The following is a 14,241-nucleotide window of genomic DNA, read 5'->3' on the forward strand; positions in this document are numbered from 1 at the left end:
CCCTCGGTTAGGCTCGCTGCATGACTCACAACAACGCAGCTAAAGCCTCTGAACTGCTCCGCCTCCACCAGGCGCCGGAAATCCTTCAGGTCATCAACGTCTGGGACGCCATCACTGCCAAGGTTGCCGCGGATGTCCCGGGCACCGCCGCCCTGGCCACAGCCAGCCACTCCATTGCGGCTTCGCTTGGCTATGAGGACGGCGAGAACATCCCCGTGGACCTCATGATCGAAGCGGCGGGGCGCATTGCCGCGTCCACCAGCCTCCCGGTCAGCGCGGACCTCGAATCCGGCTACGGCAGCCCGGGCGAGACAATCCGGAAGGCGATCGGGGTGGGAATCGTCGGCGCCAACATCGAAGACCAGATGCGCCCGCTGGCCGACGCCGTTGCCCAGATGGCCTCCGCCGTCCAGGCAGGCCAGGCCGAAGGCATCGATTTCGTCCTCAACGCACGCACCGATGCTTTCCTCAAGGGCAAGGACCGCGACCCCGCTGACGTACTTGCCGACGCCATCGAACGGGGCCGCGCGTTCCTCGACGTGGGAGCAACCACCGTTTTCGTTCCCGGCCTGCTGGACGAGCCCACCGTGGCCGCCCTCGTTGAGGGCATCGGCCGGAACAAGGTGTCCGTCATCAACGTTCCGGGATCGCTTGCCCCGGCGAAGCTTCAGGAGCTGGGCGTGGCACGCATTTCCTACGGCCCCTGGACCCAGCGGGTTGCCCTGACGGCCTTTGCCGACGCCACCGCCGGGCTCCTGGCCGGGGGCGCGCTGCCCCAGGGAACACGGGCACTCAACTAGTGGCCGGGCCGGAGCTGCACGGCGTGGGATTGCCGGACCCGTGGCCGGAGCCGCCGGAGCTGCCCGCCCCGGTGATCATGGACCAGCGGTGGACCGATGCAGTGTTCCTGCACTGGCGCATCCCCGAAGCGGCGGCGGCAGCGTTCATGCCGCCCGGGGTGGTGCCGGACGTTTTCGACGGCTCGGCATGGGTGGGACTGATCGGCTTCCGCATGCAGAAAGCAGGCATCGGACGAGGCCCCGCAGTGCCGTTCTTCGGGGACTTCAACGAGATCAACGTCCGGCTGTACTCGCGGGAACCGGACGGCACCCGGGGCGTGGTCTTCCTGAGCCTGGACGCGGACCGGCTGGCCGTGGTGCTGGCCGCACGCGCGGCCGGCATTCCGTATGTGTGGTCACACACCCGCTTCCGTGCCGCCTACCCCGGCAGCCCGTCCACCGGCTATTCGGTGCGGCGGTTCCGGCGCGGGGCCCGAAGTGACTTCGCGGTGGTGCCGGCGCTCGACGACGCCGCGGCGGACCCGCTGTCCGTCCACCTCACTGCCAGGTTCGGCCTGCACTCCCGCTTCCGCGACCGGACGCTGTATATCCCGAACACCCATTCGCCCTGGCCGCTGTACCGGGCTGAGCTGACGGTCCTGGAGGACGGGTTGATCAGCGCCGCCGGACTCGAGGTGGCAGGTCCGCCCGAGTCCGTGCTGTTCTCCCCCGGCGTCCGGACCCAGTTTGGCCGGGCGCGGGTGCTTGGGTAGGGGGCGGCGCTCCTCGGGGGCCGCCTCGAGAAGCACCGCCAGGCAGGGGCGCAAGTATTCGTTCGCTCTTGGCTGCGCGGCTCAACGATCTTCCGGGCCACCAAGGGGTGACGCAGCTATTTTGTCGTAGGTCTTTGGCATAGTTACCCCATGGAAGTCACGGGGGAACTTGCAGCAGGAGGGGCATTGCGGTGGGCCAAGCTGCCCGCTGCTGCTGCTTCACCCGCGGCCGCTGTTTCGCCGGGTTCAGTCCGTAGCCTGCGGAGCGTCCCCGCGGGGCCGCGGCGTCCTGAGGCTTTAGCGTTCGACGGCGTTGGTTCCGGTGAGCTGTCCCGGTGCCTTGAGCTGCTGGAGGCCATTAGTTCGACGGCGGTCGCGGACGCTGCGGTGTTGGGTTTCCGGGAGGCGGCTGACTTCGCCGCCCTGGTGGAGGACATCTCCCGGGCCGCTGAATATTTGCAGGTGGTTGCTGCCGGGGCGGTGGACCGGTCGCGGCGCGAGGCCAGTGCTGCTGCAGCTGCTGCGCGGGCTGGCTCGGGTTCGGGTGCGGCCGTTGGCTGGACCACCGGGTGGGGCAACGAGACGGCTGTGCATGGGCCGATCGGCTGGGCGACCGGGACGCAGGCCCAACCGGATGACGGCCCGGGAACGCCGAGGTCCAACGATCCGGATCCGGCCGATGACGGGTGCCGGAACACCACCGAGTTCCTGCGTATGAGACTGCGGATCGGTGCCGGGGAAGCCCGCCGCCGGCTCGCCCTGGCCGAAGCCGTGCTGCCCCGGGCCGGGATCACCGGCCACCCCCAACCTCCGGAACGGCCCGTGCTCGCCGCGGCCGTCGCGTCCGGGTCGGTAAGCTCCCGTTCCGCGACGATCATCACCGTCGCCCTGGACCGGGTCCGGCACCACGCCCCCGCGGACACCATGGCCCGGATGGAACACACCCTGACCCGCACCGCGGCCGAGAACGACACCGACTTCGTCGCCCGCGTCACCCGGCAACTGGTTGACGCGGCCGACCAGGACGGCAGCGAACCCTCCGAGGAGGAGCTCCGGCACCGGCAGGGCGTCTTCATCCGGAAACCCCGCCGCGGACTGCACCACGTGGAATTCTTCGCCACCCCGGACCAGTACGAACCCCTCCTGACCGTGATGAACACCGCCACCAACCCCCGCACCCAACCAGGCGAACAGGATCTGGACCGGCGGACCCGGCCCCAGCAGCTCCTGGACGGCCTCGTCGGCGCCGCCAAGACCACACTCGCCACCGGAAACCTCCCCGCTGCCGGCGGTCTGCGTCCCCAGGTCATGGTCACCATCGACTACCGCGACCTCCTGGACCGCCTCGACCGGCTCGACCACAACAGCGACAGGCCAACCGGCACCCTAGGCATCCCCGGCACGGGCTCGTTCACGTTCACCGGGCCCGTCACCGCCGCCACGGTACGGAAGATTGCCTGCGACGCCGACATCATCCCCGTCCTCCTCGGCAGCCAGGGCCGCGTCCTGGACATCGGCAGGACCACCCGGATCTTCCCGCCCCACATCCGCAAAGCCCTCACCGCCCGCGACCAAGGCTGCGCGTTCCCGGGCTGCACCATCCCCGCCCCCTGGTGCGAAGCCCACCACATCACCTACTGGTCACACGGCGGAACCACCAGCACCGAGAACGGCACGCTGCTTTGCTCCCAGCACCACCACCTGATCCACAAGGAACAGTGGCACATCCAGGTCAAAACCGGGATCCCGTGGTTCATCCCGCCACCCCACATCGACCCACGCCAAAAACCACAACGAAACAACTACTTCAGGCCCGAGTGATGCTGCACCATGCCGGCCCGACGTTCTTACGAGATGTCCTACTGGTACTTCGTTGGGTTTTCGGGCCAGGGACTGTTCGGAGTCCTATTAACTTCCTAGTGTGGGGAGACGGGGACCGGCTGGAAGGGCGGCGCATGCCGGTGCGGACGATGACGGTCCGGCGTGGACCACCAGCAACAGTCGCGAACGTACAAGGACGTACAGAGAAGAGAGCACCATGAGCAACCAACAGGCGGCACCTGAGACAAAAGGTGTCACGGTGGAGCTACTTTCAACGGTTGACCTAGCCTCCGAGATCGAGGGCATGGAAGGGCGCCAGCTTCGAACGCGAATGGTGACCATCGAGCCCGGCGGTGTGTTCGGCCCGGTCCACGACCACGTGGGCCGCCCTGGCACCGTCTACATCCTGCAGGGAACGATCACCGACCATCGAAACGGAGTCGCCACGGACTACGGGCCCGGAGTGGGATGGCCCGAGGACCGGAATACCAACCACTGGCTCGAGAACAGGGGGACGGTTCCGGCAGTGGAAATCTCGGTCGATATCGTCATGAAAGAGTGAAAGAGTGAACCCAAGCATGGGTGGTCCTACGTTAGGGCGGAAACCCTACCGCCCCGCTGCGTACCCCTGCGCACCGCGGGGGTTCGCTGCACCGAGCAGGACCCCCGTCCGGGGATCACGGACGACGGCGGACAATCGTCCCAGCGTCCAGTCGCCGGCCCACGTGATCCGGTGGCCACGGCGTTCCAGGCCGGCCATGACGTCCTCACCCAGCCTGCCCTCCACCACTGCGCCGCCGGGCTCCCAGGTGCGGGGCCAGAACGATCCCGGCATCGATGTCGTATGGAATGTTGGCGCATCGATGGCCTGTTGCGGAGTGTAGCCGCCCACGATGGTCCGCAGCAGGTACGGGAGCTGCCACTGGTCCTGCTGGTCGCCGCCGGGCGAGCCCAGCGCCGTAACAGCCGCGCCGTTGCGCAGCACAAGAGTGGGCGTCAGAGTGGTGCGGGGACGCTTCCCGGGGGTCAGCGTGGACGGTGTTCCCGGTTCGAGCCAGGTCATCTGCAGCCGGGTTCCCAGGCAGAAACCCAGCTCGGGGATCGCCGGGGAGGACTGCAGCCAGCCGCCCGACGGAGTCGCCGAGATCATGTTGCCCCAGCGGTCCACTACATCGATGTGGCACGTGTCGCCACGCGTTTCGCCGCTAGCCAGCACCGTCGGCTCACCCACGCCGGCGCCGGCAGTCCCGCGAAGACCCGGCCCGTCGTCGTCGTTCGCGAGCGCCGGCGGCACGTACTCCGTCCGCAGCGGCGGGATAAACGGTTCGTGTCCCGGAACCCGGCCGGGCCGGAAGTCCTGCGATGCCCGCTCCGTGATCAACTGCCTGCGCTCCGCGGCGTACCCGGCGGACAGCAGGTGGTCGAGCGGAACGTCAGTGTCGCCGTAGTAGGCCTCCCGGTCGGCGAGCGCCAGCTTCTGGGCTTCCAGGATGGTGTGCACGCCCAGTTCGGTGGACGGATCAAGGTACTCGTCCGCAAAGCCGTCAAGGATCGCCAGGGTCTGCAGGAGCGCCGGCCCCTGTCCCCACGGACCCGTTTTGGCGATGGTGTGTCCCCTGAACTCAACAGTGGCCGCGGCTTCATAACCGGCTTCGAATCCCCCGAAATCATCCATGGCCAGCACTCCACGGTGGTCAGTCCCGGACGAATGCCGGTGCGGCGTCTGCACGGACCGCACCATGGCCTTCGCAACGAAACCCTCGCGCCATTCCCGGCGTGCTGCGTCGATGCGCGCTTCCCGCGCGGACCCCGGGGCCCCCGCCTCCACCAGCCGTTCAAGGGTCTGCGCATAGGCCGGATTCCGTACCAGCTCCCCCTCAGAGGGGATTCTTCCCCCGGGCATCCACAGTTCGGCCGACGAAGGCCAGTGCTCCGTAAACAGCTCGGACACTGCCGCTATGGTCGCGCCAACCCTTCCCAGCATCGGGTGGCCGTCCCGCGCGTACCCGATCGCGTACTCGAGCACCGCCTGCAGCTCCCACGTTCCGTGGTCGCGCAGCAGGACGAGCCAGGCGTCGACGGCGGCAGGCACCGCCGCCGCCAGGGCGCCTGAACCCGGCACAAGCTCCAGACCTTCCGAACGATAGTGCTCCGGCGTCGCTGCGGCGGGGGCCGGACCCTGCCCCATCAGGACCACCGGTTTGCCAGGTTCCTCCGCCGTGACAAACACTCCGGTCATGTCCCCGCCCGGTCCGTTCAGGTGCGGCTCCACCACGTGGAGCACAAACGCCCCGGCGGTGGCGGCGTCGAACGCGTTCCCGCCACGTTCCAGCACCGCCTGGGCGGCCGCGGTGGCCAGCCAGTGCGTGGAGGCGCTCATCCCGAAGGTTCCCTGCAGGGTGGGGCGCGTGGTGAACGGATCGGGCCGGGTGAAAGTCATGGGGACCACTGTAGCCACAGCCGGCAGCGGGATGACGGATTAACAGCGGCCCGGATGTGCAGCTACTTGCCCAGGCCGGCCTTCCGAAGTGCCTCGGCCATGGCAGTGTTGGCCGGTGCGGGCTTGGGCGGCGGCGTCCGCTTGGCATCGGAACGGCCGTTCCGCGGCTGGTTGCCGTCACCCCGCGCCAGGCGGCCCTCACTTGCCTGCCGGGGTGCGCCGGACGGTGCCGGTTCGTCGTCGAGCCTCAGCGTCAGCGAGATACGCTTCCGCTCCGGGTCGGCCTCAAGAACCTTCACCCGCACCACTTGGCCGGACTTCACCACTTCGCGCGGATCGGACACGAAGCGGTTGGCCAGCGCGGAAACATGGACCAGTCCGTCCTGGTGCACGCCCACGTCCACGAACGCCCCGAACGCGGCCACGTTGGTGACCGTTCCCTCCAGGATCATCCCTGGACGGAGGTCGGAGATCTTCTCGATCCCTTCCGAGAACTTGGCGGCTGCAAACGCCGGCCGCGGGTCACGGCCGGGCTTTTCCAGCTCGGCAATGATGTCCTGCACTGTGGGCAGTCCGAAGGCGCCTTCCACGAAATCCTGCGGGTTGAGCGAAGCGAGGCTGCCGGCACCGGACCCGCTAAGGGCTGCCTTCCCGGCAGCTGAGCTGCCGCCTGCTGACTTAGCGCCTGCTGCGGCGAGGATCTTCCGTGCCACCGGGTAGGCCTCCGGGTGCACGCTGGACGCGTCCAGCGGCTCCGCTCCGCCGGTGATCCGCAGGAAGCCCGCGCACTGTTCGAACGCCTTGGCCCCCAGCCGCGGCACCTTCTTGAGCTCGCTGCGCTTGGCGAATGGCCCGTGCTCGTTCCGGTACGCCACGATGTTCTCGCTCAGCAGCGGTCCGACGCCGGCCACCCGGCTCAGCAGCGCGGGTGACGCCGTGTTCACGTCCACGCCCACGGCGTTCACGCAGTCCTCCACCACGGCGTCCAGGCTGCGGTCCAGCTTTGCGGCCGTGACGTCGTGCTGGTACTGCCCTACGCCGATCGATTTCGGTTCGATCTTGACCAGCTCCGCGAGCGGATCCTGCAGGCGCCGGGCGATGGACACCGCGCCGCGCAGGGAGACGTCCATGCCGGGCAGCTCGGCCGCGGCAAGCGCCGACGCCGAATATACCGAGGCGCCGGCTTCGGATACCACGAGCTTTTCTGGCGCCCGGGTTCCGGCGCCGCCCTGCCCTGCCGCCGACTCCGCAGACAGCTTCTTGATCAGCTCGAGGGCCAGCTTGTCGGTCTCGCGTGAGGCCGTCCCGTTGCCGATCGCCACCAGCTCGACGGCGTGCTGGCGCGCCAGCCGCACCAGTGTTGCGAGGGCCTCGTCCCACTTCCGCGCCGGGGCGTGCGGGTACACAGTGTCGGTGGCCACTACCTTGCCGGTCCCGTCCACCACTGCCACCTTCACACCGGTGCGCAGGCCCGGGTCGAGCCCGAGGGTGGCACGGTTGCCCGCCGGCGCGGCAAGCAGCACGTCGCGGAGGTTGGCGGCGAAAACCCGCACCGCCTCGTCCTCGGCTGCGGCGAACATCCGCCCGCGCAGATCGGCGGTCAGCCGGGCCAGCACACGCGAGCGCCACGCCACCTGCGCGGTCTGCAGCAGCCACTCATCGGCTGGCCGGCCGCGGTCCGCAACCCCGAGGAACCTGGCCACGGCGGATTCGTACCGGCCGCGGGCAGCTGCCAGGGCGTCGTCGTCGGACGGCTCAGCCTCGGCGAGGTCCAGCTCCAGCACCCCGTCCTTTTCCCCGCGGAGCAGCGCAAGTACGCGGTGCGACGGCATCCCGGACGGCGCCTGCGAAAACTCGAAGTAGTCCTTGAACTTCTGGCCTTCGGCCTCCTGGCCCTTCTTCACGCGGGACACCATGCGGCCCTGCGTCCAGAGCCGTTCGCGCAGCGTCGCGGCCAGGTCCGGGTCCTGCGCCACGCGCTCCACCAGGATGGACCGGGCGCCCGCCAGCGCCGCCGCAGCGTCCTCGATGGAATGTTCAGCGTTCAGGTATTTGGCGGCCTCGCGCTCCGGGTCCAGTTCCGGCCGTTTGAGCAGCGTGTCAGCGAGCGGCTCGAGCCCCGCCTCACGCGCGATCTGCGCTTTGGTGCGGCGCTTGGTTTTGAAAGGAAGGTAGATGTCTTCCAGCCGGGATTTGGTATCAGCGCCGACGACGGCGGCCTGCAGTTCCGGCGTCAGCTTGCCTTGCGATGCTATCGCCTCAAGGACCGTCCGACGGCGGTCCTCCAGTTCGCGGAGGTAGCGGAGCCGCTCCTCGAGTTCGCGGAGCTGGGTGTCGTCCAGCGTCCCGGTGGCTTCCTTGCGGTACCGGGCGATGAAGGGGACCGTCGAGCCGCCGTCGAGCAGTTCCACCGCAGCTTTCACCTGCCACGCCTTGACGCCCAGTTCGTCGGCGATCTGGGCCGCGATGTGGTCTGCCGTGGAGTCAGCAGTCTTGGCGGGGGACGGGGAAGGGCGCTGCGGGATGTGGTTCACCCAGAACATTTTGCCCTACCGGACGGACACTGTGTCGCTGGGTCCTCCCTCAACCACCCCGAACCGGCCAAAACTGGGGCTATCCACAAGGGGAAAGAAGTGATGTAGTGGCAGTTGGGGGAGCCCGGCGATCTACGGAGGCGGTCCACGATGCAGGAGTTGCTCATCATCCTTCAGGGCGGCTTTAAGGAGGACAATGTCACGGTTTTCGTCAACGGCAAACAGGCGAGGCGCGACACCGAGCTCTCCACCAATCCGCTGCTTGGCATAGCCGAGGAGGTCGCGATCGAGCTACCGGCGCGCGGGGCCATCATCGGCGTTGACGTCACCAGCCGGGGCCTGTCCGGGGGCCTGAAACTCAGTGGCAAACCCAAGAGCCTCCTCGTGTCCATCGAAGACGGCAAACTGCTGGTGCGGGAGGGGACGGGCCGCGAGGCGTTCCTCTAGCTTGCAGGCTTGATCAGCGGGCGGGCCGCCCGGTCAGCAAGACCGCCTGTCCGCGCGCCCGCGCGGCGACGATGTTCCGGCGGTGTAGCGCGACCGCCAGGAGGATCAGCGGCACATGTATAGCCGGGAGGTTCCGTGCGAACCACTTTGGCAGATAGATATCCGTTACCGAACCGGTCTCGTCACCAAGCTTCTTGGCCACGGCGGTCAGCGGGCAATGGAACCCGTAGGCGGCAAAAATCAGCGTCTCGCCGGCCACCACGGCCGCAGCCACCCCTGCTCGTCTGTCCGAGCGACCGCGGAGGCCCGCGTACAAGAGGTAGATCATGCAGGCTTCGATCAGGAACCATGCAAGCGTGTGAAACGACTTCACTGCCCTCAAGGCCATGCGGTCCCGGTCCATGTCTCCGCCTCGTGTCCGTAGTCTGTCTCGCCCTATTTCCCCGGGACGCGGCGGTCAGCGTCCGTGGGTTCGTCCTCGGCGATGTCCTCAGCCCACAACTCCGGGTAGTCGCGCTGGAAACCGAGCATCATGTCCACGCAGCGCCGGTCGTCCAGCACCAGCACTTCGACACCCCGCGAGCGCAGGAGCTCGAATTCGCCAGGAAACGTCCTGGCCTCCCCCACCACCACCCGCGGAATCTTGAACTGGATGATCGTCCCGGTGCACATCGCGCACGGCGCCAGGGTGGTGTAGAGCGTCGTGTCGCGGTAACTCTTCTGGCGTCCGGCAGCGCGGAGCGCCGCCATCTCGCCGTGGGCGATGGGATCTCCATGCTGTACCCGCTCGTTATGGCCGCTGGCGATCACCTCGCTCCCCCTCGCGAGGGCGGCCCCGATGGGAATGCCGCCTTCACTGAGGCTCTGCTCCGCGGCCCGGACAGCTGCTTCGAAGGCTGCCTCATCGTAGGTGGCAGCGGCTGAGGCGGCTGCCTCGGTGGCGGTACGGTCGCCTGGTTTATTGCTCATGCGGCCCTCCTCTGTGGCCGGCAAGTCCCGCCGACTCCTCGATATCCTGGACCACCTCGTTCTTCCTGAGGAACCAGGGTTTGAAAGGCGGGTCAAAGCGTGCGAACCGCGGCGCTCCGACCGGCCTGAGGCCGGCTTGAGCCAGGGCTTCCTGCAGGACACTGTTCCGCTTCCCGAACGCAGCTTCGGTCCCCCTGCCGGAGAATCCCAGGACGGCGGCCACAGAACCGGGCACGGACCGGATTTCCACTTGCGGATTATTCGGCACGGGTGCTGTTGCCGCCGTCATGCTGGCGGGAAGAACGAACGCAACAACGAATTCGCTGTCGCCGGGGGCCCCGCTCTGGACCACCGGCGCCGTCATTGCCAGCTTCCGGGATGACGCGGGACTTTGCAGCACCGGGGCGGTCATGGACACGGACTCGCGTGCGGTGTTGTTACCGCTGATGTAACCGAAAAGAAGCCGAAAAGCGGCGTTGCCCGCACTGTCGAAGGTCGCGTTCACCTTCACTTCGGCGACGGCGTGCGCCGGGTAACGGCGCACTTCAAAATCCGGAAACCGTTGGACGACTTCAAAAGGCTGCTGTTCAGTCATGTTCCTCAGACCTTACGCCGACCGTGCCTGCCCGGGCCAGAGGCCGGCGGGCAGCGGCGGAGCGGGAGATCCCAAGGCAGATTGTCGGGGCCCTTTGATAGCTTGGCAATAAGACATCAACGGCAGCTCACAACAACCGGCACCGCAACATCTACGGCAACGAGGCGCAGTGTTTCTTCTTGAACCGGAAGTACCGGACCAGGTGCAGGACCTGGTCTTCTCCGCGAGCGATCTGGTCATCGCTGCAACGTGCGAGTATCAGTTGCTGCGCAAGTTGGACGAAAAACTGGGCCGCTCCCCTAAAGCCGAGTTCGAGCCTGACGAAATGCTGGCGCGCACAGCGAAGCTTGGGGACATCCACGAACACAAAGTCCTGGACAAGTTCCTTGACGAGTTCGGTCCCTCGGATCCCGTCACCGGCCGCGGCGTGTACGACGTCGCGGCAGCCACCACCATGGACCGCGCCACCCTGCAGGCCAAGCATGCCGAATCCATCAACGCGCTGCGGGCGGGAGCGGACGTCGTCTTCCAGGCGGCCTTCTTTGACGGCCGCTTCCACGGCCGTTCCGACTTCCTGGTCAAAAAGGACGACGGCAGCTACGCCGTGTACGACACCAAACTGGCCCACCATGCCAAAGTGACGGCGCTGCTCCAGCTTGCCGCTTACGGAGACCAGCTGCTTCAGGCCGGAATAGAACCCGACCCCGCTGTCACCCTGGTCCTCGGGGCCACAGTGGAGACAGCCGGAGGCGGGTTCGACTATGTCCGCAGCAGCCACAAACTGGCGGACATCCTCCCGGTCTTCCGCGAACGGCGGGAAAGGTTCCTGGCCCTGACGGCCGGCCACCGGAACCAGCCGGACACCGTAGGCTGGGGCGCACCCGGTGTTGTTGCCTGCGGCCGGTGCGACTACTGCCAGGAACAGGTCAAAGCGACTGACGATCTCCTCCTGGTGGCGCGGATGAACTCGGCGCAGCGGAAGAAACTCCACGAGCAGGGCATCTTCACCGTCAAGCAGCTGGCCGACGCGACGTTGCCCGGCGCCAGCCCGTCCTTGCTGCGGATGCAGGACCAGGCCCGGATGCAGAGCAATGCTGGCACGGCGGAGGGTTCGGTCAGCTACGTCAAGGACGGCGAACAGCACAGCATCAGCTACCGGGTCATCCCGGAGAACACTCTGGCAGAACTGCCCCCGCCGAGCCCCGGAGATATCTTCTTCGACTTCGAAGGCGATCCGCTGTGGCAGGACGCCGCCACCGGAATCTGGGGCCTTGAGTATCTGTTCGGGGTTATCGAAGCGCCTTCGGCACCGGATGGCCGGACCGTGTTCAAGCCGTTCTGGGCCCACAACCGCGCGGCGGAAAAGCAGGCCTTCCTCGATTTCCTGGACTACGTGGAGGACAGGCGGCGCCAATACCCGGACATGCACGTGTACCACTACGCCGCCTACGAGAAGACTGCCCTCCGCAAACTCTCGGTCATGCATGTCGCGGGAGAGGACACCGTGGACACGTGGCTGCGGGACGGGCTACTCGTGGACCTGTACCAGACCGTGCGGAACAGCATCCGGATCTCCGAGAACTCGTACAGCATCAAGAAACTCGAGCCGCTCTACATGGGCAGCAACCTCCGCTCGGGTGACGTGAAGGACGCGGGGGCATCGGTGGTGGCGTATGCAGACTACTGCGAGGCGCGCGACGCCGGTCTTGCCGAGGACGCAGCAGCCATCCTTGCCGGCATCTCGGACTACAACGAATACGACTGCCTCTCCACGCTGGAGCTCCGCGACTGGCTGCTGCGGCTGGCTGCCGAGCGCGGAATCGGCGCCGCTCCGGTCGCCCATCCGGGCGGAAACGATGGGGCACCCGGAGACGCAGGGCGCTCCGAAGATTTAGGCCGGGCGGCACCTGATTCCGGAGACGGTGCCGCAGTCCGGCGTTCTGAACTCGCCATTCGGGCTTTCCTCGGCCGGGCGGCGGAGTTCCGTGCCGCAGGGGGTGAGCTCGGCAGCCCGGAGGCCGATGTTCAAGCCGTCGCCATGGTGGAGGCGGCTGTGAGCTACCACCGCCGTGAGCGCAAGGCATTTTGGTGGGCCCACTTTGACCGCTGCGAGAGCGGACCGGACACCCACCAGCAGGACCGCAACGTCTTCCTCGTCGAGGAAGCCCGCATCCTCGACGACTGGCACAAGGTAGGCACCAGGCTCCCCGAGCGCAGGGTGCAGCTGACCGGCACAGTCAGCGCCGGCTCGGACCTCCGCGAAGGCAGCAAATGGTTCCGGATGTATGACCGTCCATTGCCCGCGGGGCTCGAGGGCACAGGCAGCGACGGCTCGGGCCGTAACGGGTGGTTCGGGACCGAGGTCCTGGAGCTTGGCCACGAGGACGGCAGGGATACCGTGGTGATCCGGGACCGCCTGCACCGGAAGATCGAGCCGCATAACAACCTGCCCATAGCGCTTACCGAAGACCAGCCTGTCGCCACCAAGAGCCTGGAGGAGGCGCTGGCCCTGCTGGCTGACCAGGTAGCCGCCGGCCTCCCGGATGCTTCGGCGGAGACCCCGGGAGAGCCCGTGTTCCGGAAGCATCCGGCATTGGACCTGGTGCGCAGGGTTCCGCCGCGGCTGGTGACAGGCGGGGCTCTTCCCGAGCCGGCGGCTGGCGCGGACCGCTTCATCGACGCCATCACGGCAGCCGTGGAGGCCCTCGACCACTCCTATCTGGCCGTCCAGGGACCGCCTGGCACCGGCAAGACCCATGTCGGTTCCCATGTCATTGCCCGGCTCGTGGGCCGGGGCTGGAAGGTGGGCGTAGTTGCCCAGTCACATGCGGTGGTGGAGAACCTCCTCTGCACCGCCGTGGAAAAAGCGGGAGTGGACCCGCGAAGGGTCGCCAAGGACGTCAAGCACGACGGCGCCCTGCCGTGGGACCACCGCGCTGCCGCCGACGTGGACCGGCTGCTCAGCTCTCCGGGAGGAGCACTGGTGGGCGGCACTGCCTGGACCATGACCGGCTCCACCGTGCCCGCCGGGTCCCTGGATCTTCTGGTAATCGACGAGGCCGGGCAGTTCTCCCTCGCCAACACACTGGCTGTTGCCCAGGCAAGCCCGCGGCTGCTGTTGCTCGGTGATCCGCAGCAGCTCCCCCAGGTCAGCCAGGGCACCCACCCCGAGCCGGTCAACGAGTCCGCCCTGGGCTGGATCTCTGCGGGCCATGCCACGCTTCCGCCGGAGCTTGGCTACTTCCTGGCGGATACGTGGCGCATGGCGTCGCCGCTGTGCGCAGCCGTTTCGGAGCTTTCCTACGAGGGCAGGCTGCAGTCCGCCACCGCCGCTGACCTGCGGTTTCTGGCGGGCGTCCCTGCCGGAATCGACACCGTGATGGTTGCCCACAGTGGCAACATCACGTCGTCCCCGGAGGAAGCCGCTGAAGTGGTGCACCAGGTGGGCCGGCATCTGGGCCTGCCCTGGCACGATGAAACCGGCGACCGCCCGCTGGGGCCGGAGGACATCCTGGTGGTGGCGGCCTACAACGCGCAGGTGAACCTGATCAGGGACGCCCTCGACGCAGCCGGCCACAGGGCGGTCCGCGTGGGCACCGTGGACAAGTTCCAGGGCCAGGAGGCTGCCGTGGTGATTGTGTCCATGGCGTGTTCTGCGGTGGCCGAGGCTCCGCGCGGCATGGAGTTCCTGCTCTCCCGGAACCGGATCAACGTGGCGGTGTCGCGCGGCAAGTGGCGTGCCGTAGTGGTGCGCGCCCCGGAACTGACCAACTACCTGCCCACCCATCCCGAGGGCCTCGAACAGCTGGGCGGTTTTATCGGGCTGTGCCAGCGGTCGGTGAACGTGTAGGGGCCATCAGCAGTGCCTCTTCAAGCCGGCGCC

The 14,241-nt window shown here is 67.6% G+C and carries 11 protein-coding genes; 6 read left to right on the plus strand and 5 right to left on the minus strand.

Features of this window, described 5'->3' with window-relative positions; genetic code table 11:
- Positions 1 to 20 precede the first annotated feature (20 nt).
- The 4 genes from JOE31_RS18270 to JOE31_RS18285 all read left to right on the plus strand — a co-directional run bounded on the left by JOE31_RS18270 (position 21) and on the right by JOE31_RS18285 (position 3,935).
- Positions 21 to 800, plus strand: coding sequence for an isocitrate lyase/phosphoenolpyruvate mutase family protein (locus JOE31_RS18270; protein WP_209747021.1), 780 nt, complete (start codon positions 21 to 23; stop codon positions 798 to 800).
- 77 nt (positions 801 to 877) lie between these two features.
- Positions 878 to 1,552, plus strand: a complete 675-nt coding sequence (locus JOE31_RS18275) for a DUF2071 domain-containing protein (RefSeq protein ID WP_245199851.1) — start codon at positions 878 to 880, stop codon at positions 1,550 to 1,552.
- A gap of 150 nt (positions 1,553 to 1,702) precedes the next feature.
- On the plus strand, positions 1,703 to 3,373 hold the full coding sequence (locus tag JOE31_RS18280; protein WP_209747023.1) for an HNH endonuclease signature motif containing protein: 1,671 nt from the start codon (positions 1,703 to 1,705) through the stop codon (positions 3,371 to 3,373).
- A 217-nt stretch (positions 3,374 to 3,590) separates the two neighbouring features.
- Entirely contained in the window at positions 3,591 to 3,935 is a 345-nt protein-coding gene (locus JOE31_RS18285) for a cupin domain-containing protein (protein ID WP_209747025.1), read from the plus strand.
- A 45-nt stretch (positions 3,936 to 3,980) separates the two neighbouring features.
- Here the strand turns inward: JOE31_RS18285 and JOE31_RS18290 are convergent, their stop codons facing one another.
- Complete coding sequence (locus JOE31_RS18290) at positions 3,981 to 5,813, minus strand: gamma-glutamyltransferase family protein (protein ID WP_209747027.1); 1,833 nt, start codon at positions 5,811 to 5,813, stop codon at positions 3,981 to 3,983.
- 62 nt (positions 5,814 to 5,875) lie between these two features.
- Positions 5,876 to 8,356 (minus strand): Tex family protein, encoded by a 2,481-nt coding sequence (locus JOE31_RS18295; RefSeq protein WP_209747029.1) that lies wholly within the window; start codon positions 8,354 to 8,356, stop codon positions 5,876 to 5,878.
- A 141-nt stretch (positions 8,357 to 8,497) separates the two neighbouring features.
- Here JOE31_RS18295 and JOE31_RS18300 point away from each other — a divergent pair, with 141 nt between their 5' ends.
- Positions 8,498 to 8,794 carry a hypothetical protein gene (locus JOE31_RS18300; RefSeq protein WP_209747031.1) on the plus strand — a complete coding sequence of 99 codons (297 nt, stop codon included), beginning with the start codon at positions 8,498 to 8,500 and terminating at the stop codon, positions 8,792 to 8,794.
- Positions 8,795 to 8,807: 13 nt separating this feature from the next.
- Here JOE31_RS18300 and JOE31_RS18305 read toward each other — a convergent pair whose 3' ends face one another.
- From JOE31_RS18305 to JOE31_RS18315, 3 genes are read right to left on the minus strand one after another with little or no spacing between them, the layout of a single operon-like run.
- The gene (locus JOE31_RS18305) at positions 8,808 to 9,197 is read right to left on the minus strand and encodes a hypothetical protein (RefSeq protein WP_209747033.1); all 390 of its coding nucleotides are present in this window, start codon (positions 9,195 to 9,197) and stop codon (positions 8,808 to 8,810) included.
- A gap of 32 nt (positions 9,198 to 9,229) precedes the next feature.
- Positions 9,230 to 9,763, minus strand: a complete 534-nt coding sequence (locus JOE31_RS18310) for a nucleoside deaminase (protein WP_209747035.1) — start codon at positions 9,761 to 9,763, stop codon at positions 9,230 to 9,232.
- The gene (locus JOE31_RS18315; protein ID WP_209747037.1) at positions 9,753 to 10,358 is read right to left on the minus strand and encodes a heme-binding protein; all 606 of its coding nucleotides are present in this window, start codon (positions 10,356 to 10,358) and stop codon (positions 9,753 to 9,755) included. The genes JOE31_RS18310 and JOE31_RS18315 overlap by 11 nt, the downstream gene beginning before the upstream one ends.
- Before the next feature lie 169 nt (positions 10,359 to 10,527).
- On the opposite strand from JOE31_RS18315, the gene JOE31_RS18320 reads away from it, so the two are divergent.
- A complete protein-coding gene (locus tag JOE31_RS18320) occupies positions 10,528 to 14,208 on the plus strand; it encodes a bifunctional RecB family nuclease/DEAD/DEAH box helicase (protein WP_209747039.1) in 3,681 nt (1,226 codons plus the stop codon).
- Positions 14,209 to 14,241: the final 33 nt, after the last annotated feature.

Source organism: Arthrobacter sp. PvP023, from assembly GCF_017832975.1.
GTDB lineage: Bacteria > Actinomycetota > Actinomycetes > Actinomycetales > Micrococcaceae > Arthrobacter.

Bases quoted from the DNA above. Each gene is read 5' to 3' on its own strand.
- JOE31_RS18270 (WP_209747021.1), top strand. From the start codon at position 21: ATGACTCACAACAACGCAGCTAAAGCCTCTGAACTGCTCCGCCTCCAC.
- JOE31_RS18275 (WP_245199851.1), top strand. From the start codon at position 878: ATGGACCAGCGGTGGACCGATGCAGTGTTCCTGCACTGGCGCATCCCC.
- JOE31_RS18280 (WP_209747023.1), top strand. From the start codon at position 1,703: ATGGAAGTCACGGGGGAACTTGCAGCAGGAGGGGCATTGCGGTGGGCC.
- JOE31_RS18285 (WP_209747025.1), top strand. From the start codon at position 3,591: ATGAGCAACCAACAGGCGGCACCTGAGACAAAAGGTGTCACGGTGGAG.
- JOE31_RS18290 (WP_209747027.1), bottom strand. From the start codon at position 5,813: ATGACTTTCACCCGGCCCGATCCGTTCACCACGCGCCCCACCCTGCAG.
- JOE31_RS18295 (WP_209747029.1), bottom strand. From the start codon at position 8,356: ATGTTCTGGGTGAACCACATCCCGCAGCGCCCTTCCCCGTCCCCCGCC.
- JOE31_RS18300 (WP_209747031.1), top strand. From the start codon at position 8,498: ATGCAGGAGTTGCTCATCATCCTTCAGGGCGGCTTTAAGGAGGACAAT.
- JOE31_RS18305 (WP_209747033.1), bottom strand. From the start codon at position 9,197: ATGGACCGGGACCGCATGGCCTTGAGGGCAGTGAAGTCGTTTCACACG.
- JOE31_RS18310 (WP_209747035.1), bottom strand. From the start codon at position 9,763: ATGAGCAATAAACCAGGCGACCGTACCGCCACCGAGGCAGCCGCCTCA.
- JOE31_RS18315 (WP_209747037.1), bottom strand. From the start codon at position 10,358: ATGACTGAACAGCAGCCTTTTGAAGTCGTCCAACGGTTTCCGGATTTT.